Raw genomic sequence first — 25781 nt, forward strand, 5'->3', positions numbered from 1 at the left:
CGCTCCTGCTCCGAACCGGGGCCCGGACTTCGGACACTCCGTCCGGTGCTCTCCACCGGACGGCCCTCACAGACGGGACCCGTCCTGCTGAGCAGATCACGCCACCGCCCGGTCAGGGGATCGTGGGCCGGAACCGGGGAGCCCTCCGTCATGCGTTCCCCCCGGGCTCCGTGGCAGGCACGTCCGCCAGCTCGCGGCGAAGTTCCTCGATGCGCTCCGCGACATCGGTGGAGAACGCGGCAACGTCCCGGTCGATGTGCCGGAAAAGGGACCGAAGTACCGGGTGGGCGTGCTCGCGCTCGGAGGAGCCGAGCAGCGTATCCAAAAAGTCCCGCAGCGCCTCGGCTACGCGGAGCGTGCGCCGCAGCTTCGGCGCGCTTGTCTGCCGCCGACGGCTCTCCCACTGCCTCAGCAGAGCCTGCTCCGTGTCGAGGAACACCTGAAGCGCGGAGACGGCCTGCGCCTCGTCGTCGCCCGGTGCGGCAGTGAGGCGCGCACGCCACAGGTCGCACAACTGGATCGTCCGGGTACCGACTCCGGGATCACGCCGCTTGGAGATCGGAGTCTCCTCGGCGGGCAGCGCGGGAGCGTCCCGTCGGAGCTCGGCGAGGAGCTGGTGCATGCGCTCTCGCAGGTGGTCGCAGATCGCGAAGCGCAGGCCGAACGACTGCGCCGGGTCGGCGGATCCGAGGCATGCGGTGATGTCCAGAGCCCGCTCATCGTGCTCGAAGTGCACCATCTTGTCGATGCGATCCCGGATCGCCTCCCAGTCGTCGTCCGACCGGCCGGGCCATGGGGTCCCGGGCAGGGGATCGACCAGCGCGCTGTCGAGATCCTGGCTGATGCGTTCGCTCAGGGGAGCGGAGTCCTCGCACACGGTGAGGAGCCGTTCTCCGTACTGCCGGCCGAACTCACCCAGCTCTCCGGACCGGTGGTCGAGGTTGAGCCGGCGCACCGCTCTGTGGACGAGATCATCGACTTCCTGGTCCGTGAGCCACCGACGGCATCGCAGTACGACAATCATCTCGACGTGGGTGAGTGGCTGATCGCCCGCGAACACCCCCTCGTGAACGAGGAGGGCGCGGGCATCCCGGATCTGTCCGTAGCAGAACAACTCGTACGCGACCTGCAGCCGTTCGAGGCGGTGGCGAGCCTCGCGCCGGGCCCGGGTGAGGCACCGCAGCCCCTCCTGGCGGGTCGGGGCAGCCCTGACCCGCCGGCGGAGTGCGGCGACCGCCAGGAGCTCGGAAACGCTCTCCGCCTGCCTCGCAGCCCGCAGGAGCAGGTCCTCGGCCTGACCGTGATGGCCGATCCTCGCCACCAGTTCGTAGGCACGTATGGCGTTTTTGAAGTCGAACTGGCTGAGCTCCACAATTCGTTCGTGAAAGCGCTTCTTCACCTCCAGGAGTTCTCGCGTGTCCGCCTCGAGCCGGTCGTCGGGGCCCAGGTCCTCGATCGACTCAGCGGTTTCCCAGAGGGAGAGGAAATCGTCTGCTGACTCGCTCAGGACAAGTCCGGCGAGATGAAGGGCCGACCGGCTGAAGCCCGCCTTTCCCAGAGTCTTCAGCACACTTGACGCACAGCGGTGCGAATAGCCGATGGCCAGGCTGTCCAGCCATGCGTCCAGGGCACGGCCGGTGTCGAGGACTGCGTCGTACGCTTCACCCCGCTCCCGCGCAGACAGGCCGCCCAACGAGGCCGGGATCAGTCGCAGGTCCCCGGACTCGCACGCCATCCAGATGCGGATGCCCGCAGTTTCCACGGGGTCGGAGTTGAGCGCCAGGGCTTCCCATCCCGCCGTACAGGCCTCGGGCAGCATCCGCAGCGGGGAGTAGGACCGCTCGTCACTCACCCAGGTCAGGTTGCTGAAGCGGAGTTGGGCAATGGCGTACCGCGCGTCCTGGGGAGCGTTTCTCAGGGCCTGATGGAAGTGCAGGTCCGCTTCGGTGTACCGGCGTTGGCGAGAGCTCAGCTTGCCAAGTTCCAGCTCGACCAGCCAGCTGGTGCCCGACTGCTGGAGGCACGCGTGCAGAAAGGCGGTACGCCGGGTGATCTCACTCTGATCGAGTTCACGGTCGTTGTCGCCGATCACCTGCCTCACTGGATCGTCCAGCACCAGATGGTCCGTCGGCTTCCCAGACGTTCCCGCGATGGCTCCCACCATCGCGGCGCGGACACGATGGACCGGCCACGGTGACCGGGAGTACGCCGTGTATGCGTCGTCCCACCGCCCCAGCCGCTCACCGGCCGACCCGCGCACGTCCAGCAGAAGGGGTTCCCCGCCTCGGTCGTGGTTCCCGACCAGGCTCAGTGCCTCATGAACAGCTCCCACGGCCACCAGCCTCTCCCCGTACATGTACAGGACGGGGAGAAAACCGCACCCCGCAGGGCTTTGGAACAGGCGACGCAATTGTGCCAGGGAACCGATATCGGTGTCCTCAAGGACGATCGGCACATGCTCGGGAGCGATCCGGCCGTCCTGCTCGAGGAGCTGTGCCGCCCGGGCCCGGTAACCGTCCCATCCCAGCACCAGGCCCCAGCAGACGTTCCACGCAGGGGCCGAGTGGGTCCCTGAACGAGCGTAGAGCTCTGCTCTGAGACTGTCGTGGCACCGCCGCGCCTCGCGCTCGGCGTGCAGATCACCGCTGAACCTGCTGAGCCAGTGCAGATAGATCGTCATGCACAGCGCTTGTGCGAGCAGGGCGGGACGCCGGCCGTCGTCTTGCTGCTCCGCCATGCGCAGCACCACGCGGTCGAGGCAGTCCCGCCACGTCGCCACGTCAGCGCCGGCCAGGAACTGCGCGTACGGGTCTGCGGACGGCGGGCTCACGCCGGAGCCTCCAGCGCCCTCGGCACGCTGACCGGGTAGTCGGCCGGTACCAGAATGAGCTCGGGATGATCCAGCTCGGTGAAGCTGAGCACTCGAAGGCGTGGGTCGAAGCGATGCAGAAGTTTGGCCAGGGCATGCCGGAGATAGGGCGTGGTGGCGAGGATCGGCGGTGGCCGCCTGGGGTCGTTCAGCACGGCGAGGAACTGGCGCCGAACCGCCGCGGACACCATCTCCGCGTCGGCCGGGCTCAGGACCAGGATTCTCCGTCCGTCCGCGGACGCCCTCCGATCGGCGAGCGCCTGTTCCAAGGTGTCGGCCAGATAGAGCGCCGTGACCTGCATGGAGGTGTCGGCGACCGAACGGCAGATGTCGGCGCGCATATGCTCCCTGAGCTTCTGGCCCAGCAGCTCGGGCAGCGCGTGATCCGCAGGGTCGAGCCGGGCGAGTTCCTCGAGCATCGCGCGACGCCGGGAGGGAAACAGCGCGCCTTCCTCCACGAGATCCGCGATCACGGCGCGGAAGGGCTCCACCGCCACCAAGGGCCGGCCGGCCGACAGCGCTTCCAGCTCCCGGTACAGCGTCGTCAGCAACCCGCTGTCGAAGATCCGGTGGAAGGAGCGCCGACAGTGTGCTTCGAGCCAGTCGAGGACGGCAGTGTCGAAGTCCCGTGCGTCGAACGGTAAATGACCGGGGAGCGCGGTCGCCGGCAGCCAGAGGACATCCTCTCCCACGGCATCGTCGTAGCCGTCGAGCGCGTCCGAGGGGCCTGTACCGCCGAACGCTTCCCACTGACGCTTCAGCACACAGAGCCGGTCCGTGTGAAAGGTGTTGCTGGAGATGCGCTCCCGGAGCGAACTGAACTCGATCTCATCGGCCTCGCAGTCGCCCGTGACCACCTGGAAATCGGGCAGCCGCACGCCGATCCGGCCGCGCAGTGCCTCCGACCAGTCCGCCACTCGCGCCTCGTCGACCACGGCCCGGAGGCTGCTCCCCACAGCGATGTCGAGCAGCGAACCGGGGGCGCCGGCCAGCCTGTCACCGATGCGGTCACTGCTGTAATCGCTGGCCACCGCCGCTTCCGCCAGCCATTGCTCGACCACGGACGCCGAGGTCAGCAGTGGCAGCATGTGCCGCATCCGAGGATCGTCCGTATCGCCCAGCCGCTCCGCGCAGTAGGCCAGCGCCCGCCGAAGGGTAACTCCGTCGCCTTCGCACGCCGCCACGGCGAACGACCTCACCTGAGGCGGCAGCCGCTCGGGGTCGCCGTGCACCGCGGGCAGCACGGTCCGGAGCAGTGCGGCCATGACCTCGTTCCGGTACCTGCCCGCGTACAAAGGTTCCCGCAGTACGTCGGTCAGCGTCTGCACCACGTCGTGGCGGGCCTCGGTCACCTCGTCCAGCACCCACGAGACCACGGCGCTGCGGGCCTTGTCGCTCTGCACCTCGACGAGGTAGCGCAGGACGGCGGTCCGGTGCCCGGGCGGACAGTCGCGCAGCCAGGTCATGCAGGTCGCCACGCGCAGCGCGGCGTCAGGGAAGAGCTCCTCGAACGCCCAGCGTCCGGCGTCCTCGTGCACGAGAGCCGAGAGGACGAAACATTCCCTGGCTGCATCGATCAGCTTCTCGCGTTCCCCGTCGCGACTGCGTCTGAACAACAGTTGGAACGGCAGGCGCCCGCCCCCGTCAGCAGCGGGGTAGGGCTCGACCACCACTGCCCGGTGTGTGATGAGAGCACGGATGTCCTCGGGCTGGAGCAACTGCTGGATCTGGTCCCAGTCGTGCGCGTGGTCGGCCAGCCGGTCCAGGGCCCGCCAGGCGGGCGGCGTTCCGGCGCCGAAGCCTTCGGTGGCCGGTACTTCGACGTCGAGGCCGGAACGGCCGCGCGCCATGACGTCGCGGAGCAGATAGTCACGGAGGTTCGCGTGGAAGAACTCCACGAAACGTGCGGGCTCGTCGCCGTAGGGGCGGGCGTGGATGGTTCGGCCCAGGTGGCCGATCAGCCAGAGACGTTCGAGAATGCCACGCGCTTGGAGACTGTCGACGCGCTGGGTCAGCTGCGGCCTGACCATGCGCAATCGCCACCACACGTCCTCGAACGGCACGATCTCGGTGCGCGCGTGCGCCATCGCCAGCAGGAAGTACCAGTCCAGGTCGTCCCGAGCCGCGGACTGGAGGTCGAGGGCGAAGAGCTGCTCCCATGGCCGCTGATCGGTGATGTGCTTTTCTGTGATCTTCCCTTCGGGGGTGGCGGAAAGGAGCTGGATGAGTGCCAGGGTGATGTTGAGCGGATTTCCCTCGGCGCCGTTCACCAGGGCTTTGGCCGCATCGGGCTGGATTGCCAGATTCTCGTCGACGAGTTTTTTCTCGCGGCACCAGTCGATGAGGCTTCGTACGAATTCGACACTCTCGGTGCTGTCGGTGAGGGACTGCAGGATGTTGAACTCGAGTCCGCACTGCTCCGCCGTCCTCGATGAACCGAGGAAGTCGGGGAGATACTGCTTCCGGGAGGCGATGAAGACTCGTACTCCCTGCCCCGTCCCCACGGTCCTGAGCAACTGGATCACGTCCCGAGAAATGGTGTCCAGTCGTTCGTAGTGCGGCTCGTCACCCGACTCGAAGGTACGTTCCAGCTGATCGATGAAGATCACGATCTCGTCGAAATCCGGATCCCTGCTGCGCAGACGCTGCGCCGTCCTGTGCAGGAACGCGGCAAGGGAAGCTCCATCGGGTGCCATGACCTCGTCCACGGCCCCGGCGAACCTGCTCGCCCGGACGGCCCGGACGGTCTCCTCACGGATGCGCCTTTCCACCTCCCGCCACGGCGAACTGGGTGCGTCCACCCGGTACCACACGGGGATCGCGTTCGAGCGGGTCCGGATCTCGTCGTGCACGAAGCGGAGGAGGCAGCTCTTCCCGCTGCCGCCGGCCCCCGACAGGTAGAAGTGGAACTTCTTCCGCCCCTCGTTCGGCAGATCGGCGCGCGCCAGTTCGCCGGGTTTGTAGATGTCCGGAATGCCTTTCTCGCGCTTGAAGTACCTGCCGTCGGAGGTGAGGGACCGAAGAGCCGTCACATGCGGGAACTCGGTCGGTACGACGGAGTCGTACCGCTGGGTGAACAGCGGCAGGCCGATCCATGCCCATGAGCTCCAGGTAAGTCCGCTCCGTAGGCCGGCCACGTCGGCGCAGGCCAGCGAACACCGAATCCACGCGGCGCGCACGGCGGCCACGACACAGGGGGCCGCGCGCGTCCCGGCGTAGTCGCGCAGCGCTTCCTTCAGCCCGTCGAGCAGATCGGTCCGGGCCAGCGCGCCGTCGGCGAGGCTGACGAACGGCAGCGTGTGCAGGATCCTGTCGATCCCACCGGCGTCCGGCGGCGTCGGGCCGAAGGCGACCACAGCGCGTGTCGGGCTGACGCGATCGCCCTGCACGAGAGTGACCAGCGACGAGACGACGGCTGCCGGCGCGTCGAACGACAGTACGAGGGCGGCCTCCGCCGATGCCACGCCGCGCAGCAGCTTGGCGCGACTCTCCGGTTCGGCGTTGCGGAGATCGACGCAGCGCACGTCCGGCCGTGCGGCGTTGGAGCGCTTCTTCATGGTCCGGCTCTCCCGAGGACCGGCGAGCGGCATGAAGTAATGCCCTCCGCTGCCGACGGAGAGAAAGCCGTCCGCGCCCTCGGTGCCGGTGTGAGCGATGAGGAGTGGCTGCCACAGCCGGTCCAACAGCTCGCTTCGGCCGCACCAGGCCACGGGCTGCGCGAGACCGGCCTCGGCCCCACGACGGCGCAGTTCGTCCAGACGCGGCTGTGCGGCCGTGAGGACCTTCCAGATCAGGGAGCCGGCGGCGATGATCTCGCTGATCGACGCCCCCGTACGCAGAGCCTTTCCCGCGGTGCGCTCCACGCGCTCGACCTGCAGCGGGCCCAAAGTGACGACGAGATGGTGTTCCACCGTCAGGAACTCCGGGCCGGACAAAGGCTCCGTCTCGGTCTCGAGCGCGATGAGGATGGGTGACCGGGCCGGCGCCGGGTGCGTCAGGGCGGAGGCCACCGCGTGGCGCCAGTCGTGCCGACCGTGCGGAGCCGGCCCGTTGTCGGCGAACTCCGCCAAGAGCTCGTCGAACTTCTCGCGGTACGCCTCCTGGAATCGGCCGGCCGCTGCCTCCTCCACGATCAGGCGCAGTTTGCCGGCCGCCGCCGCGCACCTGAGGACCCGCGGCCAGATCTGGTCGACAGGGCCGCTGAAGTCGATGCGTGTTCTCGGGATTCTCACCCGCTCGACGAGCACCTTGATGTCTTCCGGCTCGGGGTAGGCGCTCGCCAGCAGCTCGACCAGCCGGAGGGCGCCCGGGGCACCCAGGGAGAACTCGGAAGAGTCGAACAGGAAAACCACTCACATCAGCCCCATCCCCGACAGGGCCTCCGCGACGCGCTCGATACGCCGCCCCTGGTTCCGGTACTCCACCCCTCCGCGGACCTGCTGGGCCACGGAACAGTGGTGCAGTGCCACCAGGCGCCATCGCTCGTCGAACACCGGGGAACCCGAGGATCCGCCCTCCGTGTCGGTCCAGTACTGGACGACGTCCTCGTCGACGTGACGCACCTCGTTGTGGATCATCCCGATCTTCTTCGGCGCGCCGCCGGGGTGTTGGATGACGTACACCCGGTGCCCCGGGGCGACGGGCGGCGCCCCGACGAGCGGGATGACCGGCGTCCCCGGGGGCATGCCGTCCAGTTCGACTACCGCCCAGTCGTGATCGGCCGAGCCACGGATCGACAGGGGCCGACCCCACACGACCTTGTGGGCGACCTGCGCCCCGTCGAAAGTACGTTCGTAATCGAACCAGGCCTCGACCGCGGTCGCCTTCGCGGTTCGGCCGAACAGGACGTGGTGGTTGGTCAGAACCAGGTTTTCGCTGATGCGGAACGCGGTGCCAAGGTAGTCGTGCGGCCCCACCGTGACCCGCAAGCGGCATACGCTCGCGGCCAGTTCGGTGCCGCGCCGCAGAAAGGCCACGTCCAAGAGGGTCGGCTCGGGGAAGATCTGGCGTTCGAAACTGCCCCCGAAACCCTTCCATCGGGGGGCCTCGGCAGGCTGCGGGGCGATCACCGGCGGTTCCGGGCCGAGCCACTCGTCGATCTTCGCTGCCACTGCGGCGTCTTCCCTGTCCCTGATGACCTGCAGCAGGGTGCGTAACCTATTCTGATTTCGACTCTTCTGAATGATGTCGGCCCATACCAGATTCATCGACTGGCCGAAATGGATCGCGCTCATTTTAATACCGGCCGCCTGGACCATTGACCGCACGGGTGCCTCGAGGTTGTACGTCTCCGACAGGAAATCCAGCATTTCCTGTGCGGACTGCTTCGAGAAATCGAACGGCAGAGTATCGAGGAAGTGTGTCATGTCGCCCCCAGACGCGGCGGCTCTCTCGACGGCCGGTTCCCCAACTGGCCTCTGCTGAGCCGAAACCATCCCCACCGTACCGCAGCGGCGCGATCCTCCACAGGACAACTGCTGCTTGTGGCTACCGCATAATCGTGGGGTTTCCACCCCGGATTGCGCACGGCGAAGGGGGATCGGCCGCACCATCACCCAAGACTGTAATTCGTCCGGCGCAATTCCCGATCATGGAAGACGCATCGACGACCAGTGCGAACGTGGCCGAGCAGGACGCTGTCGAGTCGGCAGTGGCTGTACCGGCGAAGGCCGTGGCCAGCTGAATCGGCGGGATGTCGGCGGGGTTGTTCTCGGGGTCGGCGAAGACGACTGCGCCGATGGCGGGCACGTCGATGCCCTCCCCCAGGAGGCGGGCATCGGACAGGACAGCCGGTGTGTCGGGGGTGGTGCGGGGGCGAACTCGAGCAGGAGGCGGCGGGTCTGGGGGGGGCGGCCGCTGATCCAGTCCGCCCAGAGTCCTTCGGGCCGCAGTTCGGCGGGGACGCCGCAAGAGCTCCCGGCGGCTATGGGCCTCACCGCCGCCCTTGCACTGCCCCTGGTGTGGCGGCGTCGGGCCCCGCTCACGGTGTTCGGCGCCGTGGCAGCCGCGGCCTTCGTCCAGTGGCTGATGAACGTTCAACTGCCGTCGGACATAGCCTTGCTGGTGGTTCTCTCCACGGCGGCCGCGAACTCGGGCCGGCGCGGCACACTTGTCGCCGGTGCCGTCGCAGAGGCCGGAACCCTGCCGGCCCGCCTGCGCCGGGCGACGGAAGGCGCGTTCCTGACCCCCTTCGTCGCGGTGACCGCGATGGTCGCCGCCGCCGTCCTGGGTGTGAATGTGCGGACCACGCGCGCCTGCCTCGCTGCCCTGGAGAATCGGGCCGCACGCCTGGAGCAACAACAGGACCAGCAGGCTCGACCGACCGTCACCGAGGAGAGGACACGTATCACCCGGGAGATGCACGACATCGTCACCCACAACCCGTCCGTCATGGTCGCGCTCACCGACGCCGCCGTCTACGCGCAGCACCGGTCGCCCGACAAGGCCACCACCGCGATGCTCCAGCTCTCCGAGACGGGCCGGCAGGCCCTGACCGACATGCGACCGCCCGTTGGGCATCCTGCGGACCGACGAACCGGACGCGGAGCGCCACCCGTTGCCCGGCATCGCACAACTGGAGACCCTCGCCGACCAGATGCGCGCCGCCGGGCTGCCGGCCTGCGTCGAGGTCCGGGGCGGTCACACCCATATTCCCGCCACCGCACAGCTGACCGTCCACCGCCTGGTACAGGAAGCCTTGACCAACACCCTCGAGCACACACCCACCGGCACACGCGAAGGTCCGGATACGGTGCTCGGCCGAGACCGTCACGGTGGACGTCACCGACAGCGGCCCCTGTCCGCCACTTCCGGGCGCCGCACCATCCGGCCACGGCATCCCCGGCATGCGCGAGCGCTCGGCCGCCTACGGAGGGAAGTCGCAGGCCGGACCGCTTCCGGGCGGCGGCTGGGGAGTCCATACCCGCCTCTTCCCCGGCAGCAGCGGAGCGGCGTCCGCATGACGATCCGCATCCTGATCGCCGACGACGAAGCGCTGCTCCGGATGGCCTTCGGCACGGTCCTGGAGGCCCAGCCCGGCATGGCACCGGTCGGCGAAGCCGCGGACGCCATGGAGGCCGTACGCCTCGCCCGGGAACTGCGCCCCGATGTCGTCCTCATGCCTCATGGACGTCCGGATGCCCGGGACCGACGGAATCGAGGCGACCCGGCAGGTCATCCGGATCTCCCCGCAGAGCGGAGTGCTGATCCTCACCACCTTCGACCTGGACGAATAAGCCTTCGCCGGACTCAACGCCGGAGCCTCGGGCTTCCTGCTGAAAAACACCGGGCCCGAGGAATTGCTCACCGCGATACGCGGCGTGGCCGCAGGCGACGCGGTGGTCTCTCCGCGGATCACCCGCCGCCTGCTGGAGAACCTCCGCCCGCACATCCCCGACGGCAGCAGCGCCGGCCGCGACGAGCGGCTGAGCCGACTCGGCGCCCGCGAGCGCGAGGTACTCGTCCAGGTGGGCTGCGGCCTGTCCAACACCGAGATCGCGGCCGCCCTGTACCTCGCGGAGGCGACCGTGAAGTCCCCTCTCGGGCGAATCCTGCAGAAGCCCGAACTCCGCGACCGGATACAGGCCGTGGTCTTCGCCCACGAAAGCCGCCTCGTCCACCCGGCATGACGCCGCCGCCCGGGCCCAACGGCAGTGTCCTCAGCCCGGGCGCCACCAGCACTGCACATCGTCCGACGCGGCTACCACGAGAAGTGCGGTGCCGCAGTGAATGCCGGATTTACCGCGACAGCGCCGATACGGTCTTCTCCCCGGCACCCCCTTCACGGGGGTCGACTTCCGAAGTCGCGTGCGCAGCGGCCAGATGAGCACAAGTCCTGGAAGGCACAGCAGGAGCAGCGTTGCCGCGGCAGCCCCGGTGCGACGCTGAACCGCTCCAGCATCACGCGGTCCCTTACGGCCGGGCAGCGGACGCGGCCGCGGCGGCCGTGGCCAGTGGATCGCGGGCGGCCCGGCCGAGGAGGTCGGTGAGGTCGGGTGCGGTGCCGTCCAGGAAACCGTGCCGGATGCCTGTGGCGATCGAGGCGAGCATCGGCGGCTGGAACGGCAGCAGCCCCGCCGTCTCGTCAAGGAGCCGGCGCCGGTACTCACCCAGGCCGACGGTGCGATGCGTGACGCCGAGTTCGTCGGCCACCTGCCCCGCCGTGACCGGCGTGCCGACGAGGTCGTAGACGCGCCCGCCATGAGGTGCGGGATCCGACGCCACCACCGCCGCGGCCTCGGCCAGGTCCTCTCGCGAGACCGCGGCCAGGGCACCGTCCCCGAACGCGGACTCCACACCGCCACCGGCCCACATCAGCAGGCCGCCGAAGAGCTCGGCGTACAGGCCGTTGCGCAGGATCGTCCACGGCAACCCGCTCGCCCGCACCAGGCGCTCGGTCGCACGGTGTGCCAGAGCGAAACCGAGATGATCGCCGGCAGTGGTCAGGCTCGTATAGACGACGTGGCCGACGCCGTCACGGACGGCGGCGTCCAGGACCGCCGCGTGCCGGGCGACGACCCGGTCGTCCTCGGCATAGCCGGCGGAGACGAGCACCAGAGTCGACACACCGGCGAGGTCGAGGCTCCCGCGGTCGTCGAAGTCGAGACGCCGCACCCCCTCGCCCGGCGTGCGGCTGCCGCCCGTCGCAGCGGCACCACCGGCGTGCAGCGCCGCAAGAGCGGCCGAGCCGAGGTTCCCGTTCGCTCCGGTCACCAAAATCATGTTCACTCGCAGTCTTCGCAGTGGTTCCCATCAGTAACTACGCTTGATCCTCGACCGCACGCCCACCGGCCACAAGAAGGCAGTTCGATGTCACTCACGCACACCGGGGTAACCACCACCCCCGCCGACCTCGACCCGTGCGGGCGCGAGGACCACCCCGACTGCGGCATCCGCGATGTCCTGGACCGCATCGGGGACAAGTGGTCGGTGCTCGTGATCGTCGAACTCGCCGACGGGCCACGTCGCTTCCGAGAACTCCAGCGCGCCATCGACGGCATCTCCCAGCGCATGCTCACCCTCACCGTGCGCAGGCTCGAACGCGACGGCCTCGTGCTGCGTACCGTGTACCCGACCGTCCCGGCCCAGGTCGACTACCGCCTGACCGGGACCGGGGCCGACCTGACCCACCTGGTCAAGGCACTCGCCGACTGGTCCCTCGCACATCGTGCCGTCATCGCCGAGGCACGGCACGCGTACGACCAGGCCCATCCCGACCACGGCATCCGCTGACACGAGCAGTTGTCGCCGCCTGCCGGACACCTGCTGCCGGAGGGCTGTCGACAACGTCACGACCAGCAGCACCTGGCCCTCTTCTCCCTCAGCGAAGCTCGCAGCCACGGAGCGTCACGGAGTCCACGTAGGTTCCCGAAGCTCGATCGACGGTTACCGGAAAGTCATATTCGGCGCGGTACGGCTCCGTCCTGCCAGCGGTAGAGGTCGCGCAGCAGGGAGATCTCGGCGCCGTGATGGATCAGCTCCCTGTTGACGTGCAGGACAATGCCCTCCATGGGAAACCGCTCGGGGCCCGCCGCGGGCGGACTCTCCAGGTCGGCGTCCGAGAGCTCGCGGACCCCCGCGTTCCATCTCCCGTACATCTCATCGAGCTGTTCCAGCGCCTCGTCAGCGGTCCCCGCGTAGGCGAATGTCCGGGAGTCGACGTCCTGGCCGCCGAAGTGCCATCCGACCCGGTAGCCCAGACAGGAGACGATGACGTGCGCCAGCCGCCAGGCGATCGTGGTCACCGGTGCCGGCACCGGGTCAGGGGACGCGGAGTCCATCGCCCATTCCCCCGGACCTGCCGACATCGGTGCGGCCGACGTGCCACGTGGGCGGATGCTCCAGCAGCCGCGCACCGGCTCCCAGAAGTACTCCTCATCGGCAAGACCGTGCAGCCGCGGCCGCAGGTTCTTGTGCCAGTGCCGGTCCAGCTGGTCCGCGAGTCGCTCGCTTCTTGTCATTTCCGCACACTACATACAGCGGAAACCTGACTGCGCCCCTCGCGGACGCCGTCGCCGGCCGTGGGCCGCGAGAGCGTACCGCACCGGGAGATGACGCTGAGGGCTGATGTGCCCTTCGGGCCGCGCCGTCACGCCCGTGACGACGAAGGCGGCTCAGGCCTGGTGCGCGTGTGCCCGGCGCGGCCGCCCGTGTGCCCCGGCTCGACTCTGGCGTGACCGGTTGCCGGGCTGTTCGCCGGCCTGGGCGTGGAGGGGGATCCGGGTGATGTCAGGGCGCAACGGGGAGGCTAGCGAGGTGCCGCGAGTACGTCCCGGAGTACGTCCTCGAGCGTGACGCGGGCCAGCTCGTGTCTCAGGGTCCTCTCGATGCCCTCGTAGATGCTCTGCATGGCCGGCTGGATGCCGTGACCCACCACGCATCCCTGGTCCGGGGTGGCGCGGTGCATCGCGAACAGCGGGCCGGGTTCCACCGCCTCGTACACGTCGAGCAGGGTCATCGACTCCAGCTCGCGTGCCAGCGACCAGCCCGCGCCCACGCCCCGCCGGGACTCCACGAGCCCGGCCCTGCGCAGCTCGCCGAGCAGCCGTCTGATCACCACGGGGTTGGTGTTCGCGCTGGTCGCGATCTGCTCGGAGGTGGCGACCTCATGGCCCTGGCGCTGGTAGAGGCCGATCCAGGCCAGCGCGTGGGCGGCGATGGTCAGCCTGCTGTTGGCGCTCATGGACTCCTCCTCCTGGCCGCAACGCTTCATGTTACGACAGCACAGTCGTAACAGTGAAGGTTGCGACAGCATGTCGTAACAATTAGAGTTGCGACTGCTGGAAGGGTCAATCAACGAGGTGAGAAGAATGAGCAAGCCACTCATGGGCAAGGTCGCCCTGGTCACCGGGGGGTCGCGCGGACTGGGAGCGGCGACCGTACGGCTGCTGGCCGAGCAGGGCGCCGACGTCGCCTTCACCTACGTCAGCTCCGAGGAGCGGGCGCGGGCCGTCGTCGACGAGGTGCACGGCAAGGGAGCCAAGGCCGTCGCCCTCCAGTCCGACCAGGCGGACACGAGCCGGGCGCCGGCGCTGGTCGACGACGTGGTCGCGCACTTCGGCGGCCTGGACATCCTCGTCAACAACGCGGCGGTCTCCGTGGCCGGCACGGTGGACGACCCGGACGCCGACACCGCCGCACTGGACCGGATGCACGCCACCAACTACCTCGGCGTGATCGCCGTCATCCGGGCCGCCTCCCGAGTGCTGCGCACGGGCGGACGCATCATCACGGTGAGTTCCGGACTGGGCTCCCGGGTCGGCGCCCCCGGCCTTGCCGACTACGCGGCGACCAAGTCCGGGATCGAGAGGTACACCATGGGCGTCGCACGCGACCTCGGGCCCCGGAACATCACGGCCAACGTCGTGGAGGCCGGACTGATGGAGGGCGGCATGGAGCCGCCGGACCCCGAGACGCTCAAGGTCCTGGTCGGCTCGCTGTCCCTGCAGCGCATGGGGCACCCCGACGAGATCGCCGCGGCGATCGCCTTCCTCGCGAGCCCCGCCGCCTCGTACGTCACGGGCGCGGTACTGGACGCCCACGGCGGCTACAACGCCTGACCCCGGACCCCTGCCACGCGCCCCGAAGGACACCGCGCCTTCGGGGCGTAAGCGCCGCCGACGACCCGCGACAAGGCGTACGGCTCGAAGGCTGTACGCGGTGAGCTGCGACGCCGCCGCGTCCAGGCGCTGATCTCCCGCAAGGGCTCCCCGGACATCAAGGGCCTGGGCAGGCTCCGCCGGTCGCCGAGCGGATCGCCCCGCTCCGCCGGTTCAAACGCCTCGCGGTTCATCGGCCGGTCGGGGGTGGTGCCGGCGAATCGTGATGCCGCAGTCGCTCGCGCCGGAGCTGTCGACCGGGCGCGGAAGCCGGCCCCGAAGATCGGTCACGGGGATCGGTCACGGAATTCGGTCGCGCATTCGGGGAGCGAGCCGTTAGCTTCCGCCTGAGCGCGGTGAGGTGCGTCGCGACCGCGGAAGGAGCCGGACATGGGGGCAGAGGGTGTGCGGACCGACCGCCTGGGGCTGCTGCTGGAACAGTTCGACCAGGCCAGGGAGATGGCCCGGGTACGGCTGGCGGGACTGGGCGACGAGGAGTACCTGTGGGAGCCGGTGCCCGGCTGCTGGTCGATCCGGCGCCGGGACGAGGCGGTGACACCCCGGGCGTTCGGACCGGGCGAGTGGGTGATCGACCTCGGTGCCCCGGACATCCCGGCGAGCGAGTACGCCGAGGTCGCCCGGCAGGCCGCCGACGGGATGTCCGTCACGAGGATCGCCGAGGACTGGAGCGTGAGCGTCGAGCGGGTCGAGCAGGTGCTCGCCCACACCGGCCCGCCCGAGCCCGGCGACGCACCGGTCACAACCATCGCCTGGCGGCTGGGGCACGTCCACTTCCACCTGGCGGGCGCATGGGAGTGGACCTTCGGGGAACAGCGGCGGGAGCCGAAGGAGCTGGTCGACTTCACCCCCTCGGCCGCCCTGGCGCTCGACCGGCTCCGGGAGCTGACCGACCGCTGGCGCGACAGCGTCGCCGCGCTCACCGACGAGCAGCTCGACACGGTCGGCCTCTCGCAGTACCCGTACAGCAACGACTCCGCGTATCCGTTCGCCAACGTACTGGCGGCGTCCAACCTGGAGTTCATCCACCACATGTCCGAGATCGCGCTGCTCCGCGATCTGTGGCACAACCGCTTCGGCGCCCCCGCGCGGCACACCCGCGGAGGACAGCCGTGAGACTGACCCGCGATCCCGTGTTCGGCGAAGTGGATCTCCGCGCGTCACGGGACGAACTCGCCGGGCTGGCGGACGCCGTGACGGCGGGCACGGGACACCTCGCCTCGACAGCGCCCGCGAGCGACGGGGCCCTGGCGGGCATCGAGGTGCGGCAGGCTCCCGGTCCCGGGGTCCTGGTGCGCGTGGACGCCGGGCGGAACCACCTCGTGATCAGCGGCGACGCCGGGGCCAGGGCCCTGCTCGCGGACAACCTGCGCGCCATGGCCACCACCGACGACGGCGGGCACCTCCACATCGATCCCTTCCCCGGGCACCCCTACCTCGCCGAGTCGTCCGTCCCGTTGGTCGTGTCCGGCCCTCTCGGCGGCATGCCGCACGGGTGACCGCCCGGCTCCACAGCCGCGAAGCGCCCCTGGAGCCCGCGACACATGCGCGCGGCAGGCAGGAACCTGCCGGATGCCCTGGATGATCGATTCCAAGGGGTTCAGTGGCCGTACGCGGTCGGCGATCGCATGACGGGCTGCCCGGTGCGGTCGTTGTGCCGGATGGCGGCGGTCGGCGCGAGTTCACCGTCCGGGACCGGACCGCCGGCGCCGTCGGCCGAGCCACCACGGCCTGGTCACAGGCCCCACCACGCGACCACGATCGACGATCGGGAGCCCGACGCCTCACTGCCTGCCGTGCGCGAGCTCGTCAGCCGGGCCGGGCCGCACCCCCGTCGGCAGGGGCCGTCCTCACCGCAGCGCGCTCTTCTGCCGCCAGGCGGTCCACGGCACGTTCCACGCACCGAAGCCGTTCCCCGGGTCGACCACGCCCTTGGTCTCCTCACCCGTGATCTCGAACGGGTCGCCCGGCCGTACCTGCCCGTAGAACCAGGCCGCGTCCGCGTCGCTCATGCCTATGCAGCCCGAACTGCGGTTGGCGTTGCCGAAGTGGGGGGCGTTCCACGGGGCGGCGTGCGCGTACATGCCCGACCAGGTCAGCCGCATCGAGTAGTCGACCATCTTGTCGTAGGCGTCGCCGAGGCCGACCGTCTCGGAGTTCATGTTGATCGTGCCCTCCTTGGCCATGAGCACGGCCGTTCCGCGCCAGGAGCGCTTGTCGCCACCGGGCGTGCCACCGGAGACCGGAATGCTCCGGACGGTCCTGCCGTCGCGTACCAGCGTGAGCCGGTGGCGGTCGAGGTCGACCTCGACGATCTGCCGGGCGCCGATGGTGAAGGCCGTCGTGTAGTCGCGTACGAACCAGCCGCCGTCGGGGCCCGAGTCGGTGCCGTTCAGTTCGGCGTTCAGCGTCACCTTCGTCCCGGGCTTCCAGTACGACTTCGGACGCCAGTCGACCCGGTCCCTGCCCGACCAGTCGCGTATCCAGCCCCAGGAACCCTCGGTGCCGTCCGAGGTGGTGACCTCGAGCTGCTTCTCGACCTCGGCCCGGTTCCCGACCGGGTGGTCGAAGACCAGGGAGATCGGCTGGGCCACGCCGACGGTGGTGCCGGTGCCCGGACGCCAGTCCACCTTGTTGACCTTGTCCGCCCCGGCCGTGGTGAAGGAGGCCTTCGTGGTCGTGGCGGTGCCGCCCTCGGTCCGGGTCGCGACGGTGACGGTGTACGCCGTGCCGGGCGCGGCCCTGCGGTCCGAGATCCACTTCCCGCCGTCGGCCGCGACCTTGCCGGACAGACGGCGGCCGTCGGCGTCGGTGACGGTCACCGAGGTGAGACGGCCGTGGGAGGCGGTGACCGTCACCGGCCGGCCCGGCGCGGCCTGCCGCCCTTCGGGCGTGACGGTGACCGTGACGGGCCGGTCGTCGGGCTTCCCGGTCCCCGGCGCGTCCGACGCGGTCGGCGGCGAACTCGACGAGCAGGCGGCGAGCGGCGCCAGCAGAGCCGCCACGACGACGGCCCGTATCGAGGCATGGGCGAACACACGTGTGTGGTGCAAGGGGACCTCCATGACGGACAACTCCGCGGTGATGAGCGGACGGTCGTGACTCTAGAGCCGGAAAAGGCCAGGTCAGCCGCTACGGAGCAAGGTGACGGCGGTTGGTGAGGAACGGTCATGGTCCCGTCACATTCGCCGCGCGCAGCGGTCACGGACCGCTGTGAGCATCGTCGGCGTCCCTGCGACAAGCCGGGGAGGAAGTGAGGATCGGACCGTGTCAGCACTGCTCGTACCGCCCGGCCGCGTCCCCCGAGCGGGGAAGGGACCCGTGTTCCTCGGACCCGTCACGCCCGAGGCCTACCGCGGCTTCCTGGCGTCGCCCGCCGGCCGGGCCCTCGGCCCCGGCTTCCTGCAGTGCCCCTCCTGGGCCGACGTCAAGGAGGGCTGGCGGGCCCGGCTGCTCGGCTGGGGAACGGATCCGGGACCGGGGTCGCTGAGCGGCGTGGCACTGGTGCTGCTGCGTCAGTTCCCCGGCACCCGCAGGTACTTCGCCTACCTTCCCGAGGGGCCCGTGGCCGACTGGGCGGATCCCGGCATCGACGTCTGGCTCACGCCGCTGCTCGACCATCTGCGCGGCGCGGGCGCGTTCGCCGTACGCATGGGCCCCTCGCCCGCGTACCGGCGCTGGGACGCCGCCGCGCTGAAGCCGCTCGCCGGACCGGGCCGCCGGCTGGGCGACGTGCTCGCCAGCGAGGTCGATCCGCTCGGCACCGCCGTCGCCGAGCGGCTGCGCGCCCGGGGGTGGCGCCGCTGCGGCGGTGACGGTACCGCGGACGACGGGGACGCTCAGCCCCGCCACGTCTTCCGGATACCGCTGGCCGGACGCACCACCGAGGACCTGTGGTCCGGCCTCAACCAGGAGTGGCGGCGCAACGTCCGGCGCGCCCGGAAGGAGGGCGTGGAGGTGGTCGTGGGCAGCGCCGCCGAACTCCCCGAGTTCCACCGGCTGCTGGGCGTCACCGAGCGGCGCGACGGCTTCCGGCTCGGCCGCTCCCTCGCCTACTACGAGCGTCAGTACGCGGCGCTCAACGCCGAGGAACCGGGCCGGATGAAGCTGTACCTCGCCCGTCACCGCGGTGAGATCCTCGCCGCCCACACGATGATCACGGTGGGGCGCCGGGTCTGGTACCAGACCGGGGCGTCGGCCGACCACCGCCGCGAGGTGCGGCCCTCCAACGCCCTGCAGTGGCGGATGCTGCTGGACGCCCACGCCCTCGGCGCCGACGTCTACGACATGCGCGGGGTACCCTCCACTCTCGACCCTGCCGAACGCGCGTACGGACTGCTGCGGTGGAAGCTCGGCACCGGCGGACAGGTCGTCGAGACGTCGGGGGAATGGGAGAGACCGTTGGACGGCACCGCCAACCAGACGCTGTACCGCGCCTTCCAGGCGTACCTGAACCACCGGTGAGCGCCACGACTCCGACCGGCTCGGACAACGCCGTCTCCCGGCCGGACGGCGAGCGGTCCGGCGACGGTGCGAAGGCGGCCTCCACGGCACGCAGCAGTGCCGTCATGGCCGCCGGGTCGATCGTCTCCCGGGGCACCGGTTTCGCCCGCTCCGCCGTGGTCGCGGCGGCGCTCGGCACCATCGGGACGACCGCGGACGGCTACGCGGTCGGCAACTCCCTGCCCACCATCGTCTACATGCTCCTCCTCGGCGGCGCGCTCAACGCCGTCTTCGTCCCCGAGTTGGTCAAGGCGGCCAAGGAGCACGAGGACGGCGGCGTCGCGTACACCGACCGGCTCGTCACCGTCTGCGTGGCCGCCCTGCTGGCGATCACCGCGACCGCGGTGTGGGCGGCTCCCGCGATCGTCGACGCGTACACCGACTACGGCGGCCGACAGGCCGCCATGACGACCGCGTTCGCCCGTTACTGTCTGCCGCAGATCCTCTTCCTCGGGCTGTTCACGCTGCTCGGGCAGGTCCTCAACGCACGCGGCCGGTTCGGCGCGATGATGTGGGCGCCGGTTCTCAACAACCTGGTCGTCATGACCGTGTTCGGCCTGTACCTGGCCTTCGCCACGGGCGGCGGGGGCACGCTCACCCCTGCCGGGACCGCCCTGCTCGGCTGGGGCACCACCGCCGGCATCGCCGTCCAGACCCTCGCCCTCCTCCCCGCGCTGCGCGCGGCGGGGTTCCGCTGGCGGCCCCGCTTCGACTGGCGCGGCAGCGGACTGACCCGCCCCTTGCGGTCGGCCTTCTGGCTGGTGCTGCTGGTGCTGGCCAACCAGGCCGCCTACTGGGTCACCACCCGGCTGGCCACGACCGCGGGCCTCGAAGGCGGCCCCGGGTACAGCGCGTACAACAACGCCTATGTCCTGTGGGTCGTACCGCACGGCATCATCACGGTCTCCCTGGTGACCGCACTGATGCCCCGGATGAGCGCGGCCGCCGCCGACGGGGACACCGCCGCCCTGCGGCGCGACGTCTCCCGGGCGTTGCGCACCTCCGCGTCCGCCGTCGTACCCGCCGCGTGCATGCTGCTCGCCCTCGCCCAGCCGGTGATGGCCCTCGTCTTCGGGTACGGCAGGACCAGCGCCGACGACACCGCGGCCATGGCCGCGATCCTGACGGCCTTCGCGCCCGGGCTCGTCGCCATGTCGGGCCAGTACGTGCTGTCCCGCACCTTCTACGCACTCTCCGACACCCGTACGCCGTTCCTGCTCAACCTGGTGATCGTCGCCCTCAACGCGGGACTGTCCGTGGCAGCCGCCCACCTGCTGCCCGCCCGCTGGGCCGTGACCGGCATGGCCGCGGCGTACTCGGTGGCGCTGTGCGCGGGCTGGGCGGTGACCGCCCGGGTGCTGAGCCGCCGTCTCGCCGTCGCCCGTCCGCTGCGCTCGACCGCCGTGGGAACGCACGCGCGGCTCGTCCTCGCCGCCGTGCCCGCCACCGTGCTGGGCCACCTGGCCGCGCTGGGCGCCGCACGGGCGGGAGCCCTCGCCGCCGCAACCGCCGGGGCCGCCGTCGTCGTGCTCACCTTCGCCCTGCTCGCCCGCCCGCTGCGGCTCGCCGAACTCGACGCCCTGCTCTCCGGCGTACGCCGGAGAGCGACCCGGACCTGACCACCACCGAGGGAGAACTGCCCATGCCCCGCGTGCTCCTCATCGAGGACGACCCTTCCGTGCGCGAAGGAGTCGAGCTCGGTCTGCGCCGCCGTGGACACGAGGTACGGGTGGCCGCGACCGGTGAGGCCGGTCTCGCCGCGCTGGCCGAATTCCGGCCCGACCTGCTGCTGCTGGACCTGATGCTCCCCGGCATGAACGGGGTGCAGGTCTGCCGGCGGGTCCGCGAGCGGAGCCAGTTGCCGATCATCATGCTCACCGCGCGGGGCGACGACTTCGACGTGGTGATCGGCCTGGAGGCCGGTGCCGACGACTACATCGTCAAGCCCGCCCGCACCGAGGTGATCGAGGCCCGGATCTGCGCCGTGCTGCGCCGCATCGACCACACCGGCCAGGGCCGGACGGCCATCGAGGTCCACGACGAACTGACCGTCGACCGGACCGGACTGAGCGTGACCAAGTCCGGCAGGCACCTCGCGCTGGCCCCCTCCGAGCTCAAGCTGCTGCTCCATCTGTCCGCCGCCCCCGAGCAGGTGTTCAGCAGACAGCAGCTGCTGGAACACGTGTGGGAGCACAGCTTCCACGCCGACGCACGACTGGTCGACGCCTGCGTCGCACGGCTGCGCGGCAAGATCGAGGACGAGGTGGGCAGCCCCCGCTACATCCAGACGCTGCGGGGCTTCGGCTACCGTTTCGGACCGCTGTGACCTCCGGCCCCGGCCTGGCGCGGCGGCTCCTCGGCGGCCTCTTCGACGCCGGCGGCCGACGCCGCGCAGCCGACGACGGCACGCCCGGGGACGCTCCCGCGGGGCGGACGCGGGCCAGGGCGTTCGGATTGCGCACCCGGCTGGTGTTCGCCTTCCTGCTGGTCGCCGTCGTCAGCGCGGGCACCACGTCCGCGCTGACCTACCGCGAAGCCCGCAACGCCCTGCTGAAGACCGCCCAGGACACCGCGGTCTCCTCGTTCCGTGACCAGGTCCAGCAGACCGGCTGGGCCCTGCCCGTGCGGAGGGAGGGACTGGAGGAGACCCTGCGTGACATCGCCCGCAAGGGGAAGCCGCGCCCCTGGGTGGTCTTCGCGGAGTACGGCTCGGTCCGCGCCTCCTCCGGCGAGAATCCCGTCTCCACCGTCATCACCCCCGAACTGCGCCGCGCCGCACACGCCCACCCCAACGGCAGCTTCGAGCGGGTCGTGAAGGACGGCGTGCCCTACCTGACCATCGCCATGCCCACCGTCTTCAAGACCGGCCCCGAGGGCTCGCTGCCCAGCGGACTCGTCCTCTACGCCGTCATGCGGATGACCGACGAGCAGGTCGACGTCGACGCGCTTCTCGTGGCCGCCCGGGACGGCACCCTGCCCGGCCTCGCCATCGCGCTGCTCCCCGGCCTGATCGCCGCGCGCAGTGTGCTGCGGCCGGTGCGGGAACTGCGCCAGGCCGCCCAGAGCATGGGCAGCGGCCGACTCGACACACGGATCACGGTGCGCGGCAGCGACGAACTGGCCGATCTCGCCCGCACCTTCAACGATTCCGCCGGCAAACTCGAAGACTCCGTGAGCGAGTTGCGCGAGGCCGAGGCACGCGCCCGCCGCTTCGCCTCCGACGTCTCCCACGAGCTGCGCACGCCGCTCGCCGGAATGCTCGCCGTCACCGAGGTCCTCGACGAGGACGCCGGCCGGCTGGACCCCGACACCGCCCGCGCGGTCCGGCTGGTCAGCGCCGAGACCGGAAAGCTCGCCGTGCTCGTCGAGGACCTGATGGAGATCTCCCGCTTCGACGCCCGCGCCGCCGAACTCAACACCGACGAGGTCGACATCGCGGAGGCCATCGGCAAGACGCTGCAGAACCGGCACTGGACCGACGGCCGCGTCCGCACCGAGCTGCCCCCCGGCATCCGCGCCCGGCTCGACCCGCGCCGCTTCGACATCGTGATCGCCAACCTCGTCGGCAACGCCCTGCGGCACGGGGGCGCACCCGTCACCGTGAGCCTGCGCAGCGAGGCGCGCTCCCCCGGCCCGCCCGTGCTGATCACGCAGGTCGCCGACAGCGGACCCGGCATCCGTCCCGACGTGCTGCCGCGCATCTTCGACCGGTTCTACAAGGCCGACGCGGCCCGTGCCCGGTCGGCGGGCAGCGGCCTGGGCCTGGCGATCACCCGGGAGAACGTGCGGCTGCACGGCGGAACCGTCCGCGCGGGGAACCTTCCCGGAGGCGGTGCCGTCTTCACGGTCGAGATACCGCTCCACCTGGAGGAGGCCGGCGGATGAGGCGTGCGCGGACGTGGCGGCGTACCTGCGCGGTCGCCGTCGTGTCGGGGACGCTGCTGCTCGGCGGCTGCGGCATCCGGGAGACCGACGTGATCGAGGCGGGCGGTCCCGCCTCCGTCGAGGCGTTCGTCGACCACGACCACAAGATGCTGCTCTTCTTCCACTCCCGTGAAGGCGGGATCACTCCGGTGATCCGGTCCGCCCACTCCACGCTCGAGTACGGTCCCGAAGGCGGTCTGGTCGCCGGCCAGGACCCCACCGGCGCGGACACCCTGCCCGTGCCGACGGAGAAAGTGATCCTCGCGCTGCTCAGCGGTCCCGACGAACAGGACCGCAAAGCGGGGCTCGGCACATCCCTGCCCCCCGCCCCGCCCGCCGGAACACTTCGGGTGGAGGTCTCGCCCGGCGGCGAGAAGGTCATGACCGACCTGCCCATCGCACTGGGCGGACTGGGCCGGACCGCGCTGCGCCAGCTGATCTGCACCATCGCCTACAGCCACGACGCCGACGGCCGGGCCACCGTGCGGCTCACGGGACGGGACGGCACGTCGGCCTCGAGAACCTGCGGCCTCGACCCGGCGTCGGGACGACGACCTTGACGATCCGCGCCCCGGCACGGAGCAGCCCGCCGTACGCGCGGACCACGGCCACTCACCGCTGCCGGGAGAGCGAGGTCTCGCCTCCGGGTCCCGACGAGGCACCGGGCGTGGTCGGTCCCGTCGTCCCCGAGGACGCCGGAGCGCGCGCTGCGGAGGCCCGGTGGGTGGACCGCGTGCCCGCCGGGACCGGCCGGCCACGCACCCGGACCCCGCGGAGGTGAGGGCCGCCGCCTCAGGTCCCGGGTGTCACCTCCGACGGTGGTCCGGTGATGCCGTGTGTCTCGTCATCTGCCGCTCTGACCGTAGGGCTGGAGGAGCTGGTCAACGGGCGCGTAGTCGTCGGTGAGCAGTGGGGCGTCGCCGATCCAGGACGTGAGGTCGTCGCCCGTGGAGATTTTCCAGCCGGTCTTCCGGGCGTCCAGTGCTTCCTGCATCGCGCGCAGGCCGACTGTCCGGCTGGAGGCGACCATCACCAGATTGCCCCCCTCGGGGGTGACGCTCGGACGGAGGCCGATGTCACCGGGTTCACCGAGAAGGGCGACGTGCTCGAACGTCTCGCGCAGCGTGGCCGCTTCGGCGCGTGCGAAGGCCAGATCACCGTGATCGATGAGGTTGGCGACGTACAGGCCGTCCTCGTCGAGCACTCTCCGCACATCGGTCATCGCTTCCACCGTGGTGAGGTGCCACGGGACGCTGACGCCGCCGAAGGCGTCGCCCACGACGAGGTCGCGGCTGCCGGTGTCGAGTCGCCGCAGGCCCAGGCGGCCGTCCTCGGCGCGTACGTCGATACCGTGCCCCGGTCCCGGACCGAGCCGGTCGCGGTCGATGCGCACGACCCCGCTGTCGATCTCCGACACGAGGCTGCGCGTTCCGGGGCGCGTGGCCGCGAGGTAACGGGGCAGGGTGAGCCCGCCTCCGCCCAGGTGGTGGGCGGTGAGCGGATCCCCTTCGGGAAAGGCGGCATCGACCACCGACGCGATGGCGCGCACGTACCGGAACTTCAGGAACGTCGGGTCGTCGATGTCGACGTAGGAATGTCGCACGCCGTCCAGGACGAGTGTGCGGCCGCTGTCCCGGCCGGGGTCGGCGACGACCCGTGCGCAGTGGTACCTGGTCTCGACGTCGCAGCCGCCCGGCGCGACCGTGGTGGCGAGTCCCCCGGCAACGACCACCAGCGTCAGGGCAGGGGTGCCGCTCCACCTGCGCATCCGCCATTCGACCAGCGCCGAGCCGACCACCAGCAGTGTTCCCAGGCCGATCAGGATGCCGCTGACCGGTAACCGCGACACGAGGACGAAACCGGTCAGGACGGTACCGAAGATGGCACCGACGGTTCCGACGCCGGACAGCCGACCGACGACCGTTCCGGTTTCGGCGAGGCTGGTGAGGCGCAGCTTGGTCACCATGGGCGTCACCGCGGACAGCAGAGCGCCCGGCACGAGGATGGTCAGCGACGCGATCAGCAGGAGCACTGCGGGTGCCCACTCCGCCGTGCCGCGCAGCACGGCAGGGGTGAGCGCCACGACCGCTCCCGACACTCCCAGCGAGGGGCCCAGGAGCCGACGCGGATCGGCCTGATCGGCGGTGCGCCCGCCCAGCCATGAGCCCAGAGCGATCGCTGTGAGGGCGATGCCGATCACCATGGTGCTGGTCTCGAGAGTGAGGCCGAGGTAGGGAGCCAGCAGTCGCAAGGCGACGATCTCGACCACCAGGACCGCGGCCGAGGACCCGAAGACGAGCACGGCGGCAACACGCGGACCCAGGACGTGGTTTCGAGGCGCGCCCTCGACGACAGACGAGGAAGGCAATCCGGTCACGGGCGACATCTTTCCACGTGCCTCGTCGACCGGGCGCTGCAACGAGAGTCCCGCCGCCTTCAGGGTGTCTGCCGAGGTGCTGCACGGCGGGCGGTGACACGTCGGTCACGGTTGCGTCGTTCTCCGCTGCGGCAAGCCGCATTCAGCCGGACTCCCCTGAGGGCGCGGGCGGCGCATTCGTCCTCGTCTCGAACATCGAGAGGTCTTCGGAGCGCGGACGTGTTGCCGCGGCGGCCCTGGTCCCTGGTCGGGCTTCCGCTCGCCGGCGCCGGCGTCCTCGATGTCGAAGAGGCGGGCCGCGTACGGGGGGGGTGGCAGGACGAGGGTGAGGGGACGGATGCGGGTGACTCGGGTCCACGCGTCACCCCGAAGACCGGGCTACTGCTCCGGAGTCCCGGTGTGCCGGCAGCGCACGGCGAGGGCCGCGATGTCGTCGTCGAGCCGTCCGCCCGCGTAGTGGAGCAGGTCCGCGTGGAGCCGGTCCAGCAGCTCA

General features: G+C 70.5%; 17 protein-coding genes and 2 pseudogenes. 11 read left to right on the forward strand and 8 right to left on the reverse strand.

Annotation, left to right across the window (positions count from 1 at the left end; all coding sequences use genetic code 11):
• Nucleotides 1-148 precede the first annotated feature (148 nt).
• From ACFXAE_RS26015 to ACFXAE_RS26025, 3 genes are read right to left on the reverse strand one after another with little or no spacing between them, the layout of a single operon-like run.
• Entirely contained in the window at nucleotides 149-2830 is a 2682-nt protein-coding gene (locus tag ACFXAE_RS26015; RefSeq protein WP_384719006.1) for a hypothetical protein, read from the reverse strand.
• A complete protein-coding gene (locus tag ACFXAE_RS26020; protein ID WP_384719008.1) occupies nucleotides 2827-7221 on the reverse strand; it encodes an FHIPEP family type III secretion protein in 4395 nt (1464 codons plus the stop codon). Before ACFXAE_RS26020 ends, ACFXAE_RS26015 begins: the two co-directional genes overlap by 4 nt.
• On the reverse strand, nucleotides 7222-8235 hold the full coding sequence (locus ACFXAE_RS26025; protein WP_384719010.1) for a trypsin-like peptidase domain-containing protein: 1014 nt from the start codon (nucleotides 8233-8235) through the stop codon (nucleotides 7222-7224).
• Between the two features lie 1024 nt (nucleotides 8236-9259).
• Here ACFXAE_RS26025 and ACFXAE_RS26030 point away from each other — a divergent pair.
• Nucleotides 9260-9313 (forward strand): annotated as a pseudogene (locus ACFXAE_RS26030) (hypothetical protein); the annotation flags it as partial.
• A 514-nt stretch (nucleotides 9314-9827) separates the two neighbouring features.
• Nucleotides 9828-10497 (forward strand): annotated as a pseudogene (locus ACFXAE_RS26035) (response regulator).
• Between the two features lie 283 nt (nucleotides 10498-10780).
• Here the strand turns inward: ACFXAE_RS26035 and ACFXAE_RS26040 are convergent.
• Complete coding sequence (locus ACFXAE_RS26040; RefSeq protein ID WP_384719012.1) at nucleotides 10781-11590, reverse strand: NAD(P)H-binding protein; 810 nt, start codon at nucleotides 11588-11590, stop codon at nucleotides 10781-10783.
• Nucleotides 11591-11677: 87 nt separating this feature from the next.
• Between ACFXAE_RS26040 and ACFXAE_RS26045 the strand changes: the two genes are divergently transcribed.
• A complete protein-coding gene (locus ACFXAE_RS26045; protein WP_384719014.1) occupies nucleotides 11678-12100 on the forward strand; it encodes a winged helix-turn-helix transcriptional regulator in 423 nt (140 codons plus the stop codon).
• A 164-nt stretch (nucleotides 12101-12264) separates the two neighbouring features.
• Here the strand turns inward: ACFXAE_RS26045 and ACFXAE_RS26050 are convergent, their stop codons facing one another.
• Nucleotides 12265-12828 carry a DinB family protein gene (locus tag ACFXAE_RS26050; protein WP_384719016.1) on the reverse strand — a complete coding sequence of 188 codons (564 nt, stop codon included), beginning with the start codon at nucleotides 12826-12828 and terminating at the stop codon, nucleotides 12265-12267.
• A 287-nt stretch (nucleotides 12829-13115) separates the two neighbouring features.
• Nucleotides 13116-13550 carry an Rrf2 family transcriptional regulator gene (locus ACFXAE_RS26055; RefSeq protein ID WP_384719018.1) on the reverse strand — a complete coding sequence of 145 codons (435 nt, stop codon included), beginning with the start codon at nucleotides 13548-13550 and terminating at the stop codon, nucleotides 13116-13118.
• A gap of 127 nt (nucleotides 13551-13677) precedes the next feature.
• On the opposite strand from ACFXAE_RS26055, the gene ACFXAE_RS26060 reads away from it, so the two are divergent.
• The 3 genes from ACFXAE_RS26060 to ACFXAE_RS26070 all read left to right on the forward strand — a co-directional run bounded on the left by ACFXAE_RS26060 (nucleotide 13678) and on the right by ACFXAE_RS26070 (nucleotide 15983).
• Nucleotides 13678-14427 carry an SDR family NAD(P)-dependent oxidoreductase gene (locus tag ACFXAE_RS26060; RefSeq protein ID WP_384719020.1) on the forward strand — a complete coding sequence of 250 codons (750 nt, stop codon included), beginning with the start codon at nucleotides 13678-13680 and terminating at the stop codon, nucleotides 14425-14427.
• A gap of 429 nt (nucleotides 14428-14856) precedes the next feature.
• A complete protein-coding gene (locus tag ACFXAE_RS26065; protein WP_384719022.1) occupies nucleotides 14857-15600 on the forward strand; it encodes a DinB family protein in 744 nt (247 codons plus the stop codon).
• Complete coding sequence (locus ACFXAE_RS26070; protein WP_384719024.1) at nucleotides 15597-15983, forward strand: hypothetical protein; 387 nt, start codon at nucleotides 15597-15599, stop codon at nucleotides 15981-15983. The genes ACFXAE_RS26065 and ACFXAE_RS26070 overlap by 4 nt, the downstream gene beginning before the upstream one ends.
• A gap of 351 nt (nucleotides 15984-16334) precedes the next feature.
• Here ACFXAE_RS26070 and ACFXAE_RS26075 read toward each other — a convergent pair whose 3' ends face one another.
• Nucleotides 16335-17537, reverse strand: coding sequence for an Ig-like domain-containing protein (locus tag ACFXAE_RS26075; protein WP_384719026.1), 1203 nt, complete (start codon nucleotides 17535-17537; stop codon nucleotides 16335-16337).
• 214 nt (nucleotides 17538-17751) lie between these two features.
• Here ACFXAE_RS26075 and ACFXAE_RS26080 point away from each other — a divergent pair, with 214 nt between their 5' ends.
• From ACFXAE_RS26080 to ACFXAE_RS26100, 5 genes are read left to right on the forward strand one after another with little or no spacing between them, the layout of a single operon-like run.
• Entirely contained in the window at nucleotides 17752-18948 is a 1197-nt protein-coding gene (locus ACFXAE_RS26080) for a lipid II:glycine glycyltransferase FemX (protein ID WP_384719028.1), read from the forward strand.
• Entirely contained in the window at nucleotides 18945-20606 is a 1662-nt protein-coding gene (gene murJ / locus ACFXAE_RS26085) for a murein biosynthesis integral membrane protein MurJ (protein ID WP_384719030.1), read from the forward strand. The genes ACFXAE_RS26080 and murJ overlap by 4 nt, the downstream gene beginning before the upstream one ends.
• 23 nt (nucleotides 20607-20629) lie before the next feature.
• Complete coding sequence (locus tag ACFXAE_RS26090; RefSeq protein WP_384719032.1) at nucleotides 20630-21313, forward strand: response regulator; 684 nt, start codon at nucleotides 20630-20632, stop codon at nucleotides 21311-21313.
• Nucleotides 21310-22872 (forward strand): ATP-binding protein, encoded by a 1563-nt coding sequence (locus ACFXAE_RS26095; protein WP_384719034.1) that lies wholly within the window; start codon nucleotides 21310-21312, stop codon nucleotides 22870-22872. Before ACFXAE_RS26090 ends, ACFXAE_RS26095 begins: the two co-directional genes overlap by 4 nt.
• Nucleotides 22869-23471 carry a hypothetical protein gene (locus tag ACFXAE_RS26100; RefSeq protein WP_384719036.1) on the forward strand — a complete coding sequence of 201 codons (603 nt, stop codon included), beginning with the start codon at nucleotides 22869-22871 and terminating at the stop codon, nucleotides 23469-23471. Before ACFXAE_RS26095 ends, ACFXAE_RS26100 begins: the two co-directional genes overlap by 4 nt.
• 284 nt (nucleotides 23472-23755) lie before the next feature.
• Here the strand turns inward: ACFXAE_RS26100 and ACFXAE_RS26105 are convergent, their stop codons facing one another.
• Entirely contained in the window at nucleotides 23756-25288 is a 1533-nt protein-coding gene (locus ACFXAE_RS26105) for a fused MFS/spermidine synthase (protein WP_384719038.1), read from the reverse strand.
• Between the last annotated feature and the right edge of the window lie 493 nt (nucleotides 25289-25781).

The organism is Streptomyces sp. NPDC059454 (genome assembly GCF_042749965.1).
In the GTDB taxonomy this organism is placed as follows: Bacteria; Actinomycetota; Actinomycetes; order Streptomycetales; family Streptomycetaceae; genus Streptomyces.

Excerpts from the sequence above, each read along its gene's own strand:
- ACFXAE_RS26100 (WP_384719036.1), top strand. The coding sequence starts at position 22,869 with ATGAGGCGTGCGCGGACGTGGCGGCGTACCTGCGCGGTCGCCGTCGTG.
- ACFXAE_RS26050 (WP_384719016.1), bottom strand. The coding sequence starts at position 12,828 with ATGACAAGAAGCGAGCGACTCGCGGACCAGCTGGACCGGCACTGGCAC.
- ACFXAE_RS26065 (WP_384719022.1), top strand. The coding sequence starts at position 14,857 with ATGGGGGCAGAGGGTGTGCGGACCGACCGCCTGGGGCTGCTGCTGGAA.
- ACFXAE_RS26045 (WP_384719014.1), top strand. The coding sequence starts at position 11,678 with ATGTCACTCACGCACACCGGGGTAACCACCACCCCCGCCGACCTCGAC.
- ACFXAE_RS26060 (WP_384719020.1), top strand. The coding sequence starts at position 13,678 with ATGAGCAAGCCACTCATGGGCAAGGTCGCCCTGGTCACCGGGGGGTCG.
- ACFXAE_RS26040 (WP_384719012.1), bottom strand. The coding sequence starts at position 11,590 with ATGATTTTGGTGACCGGAGCGAACGGGAACCTCGGCTCGGCCGCTCTT.
- ACFXAE_RS26055 (WP_384719018.1), bottom strand. The coding sequence starts at position 13,550 with ATGAGCGCCAACAGCAGGCTGACCATCGCCGCCCACGCGCTGGCCTGG.
- ACFXAE_RS26090 (WP_384719032.1), top strand. The coding sequence starts at position 20,630 with ATGCCCCGCGTGCTCCTCATCGAGGACGACCCTTCCGTGCGCGAAGGA.
- ACFXAE_RS26025 (WP_384719010.1), bottom strand. The coding sequence starts at position 8,235 with ATGACACACTTCCTCGATACTCTGCCGTTCGATTTCTCGAAGCAGTCC.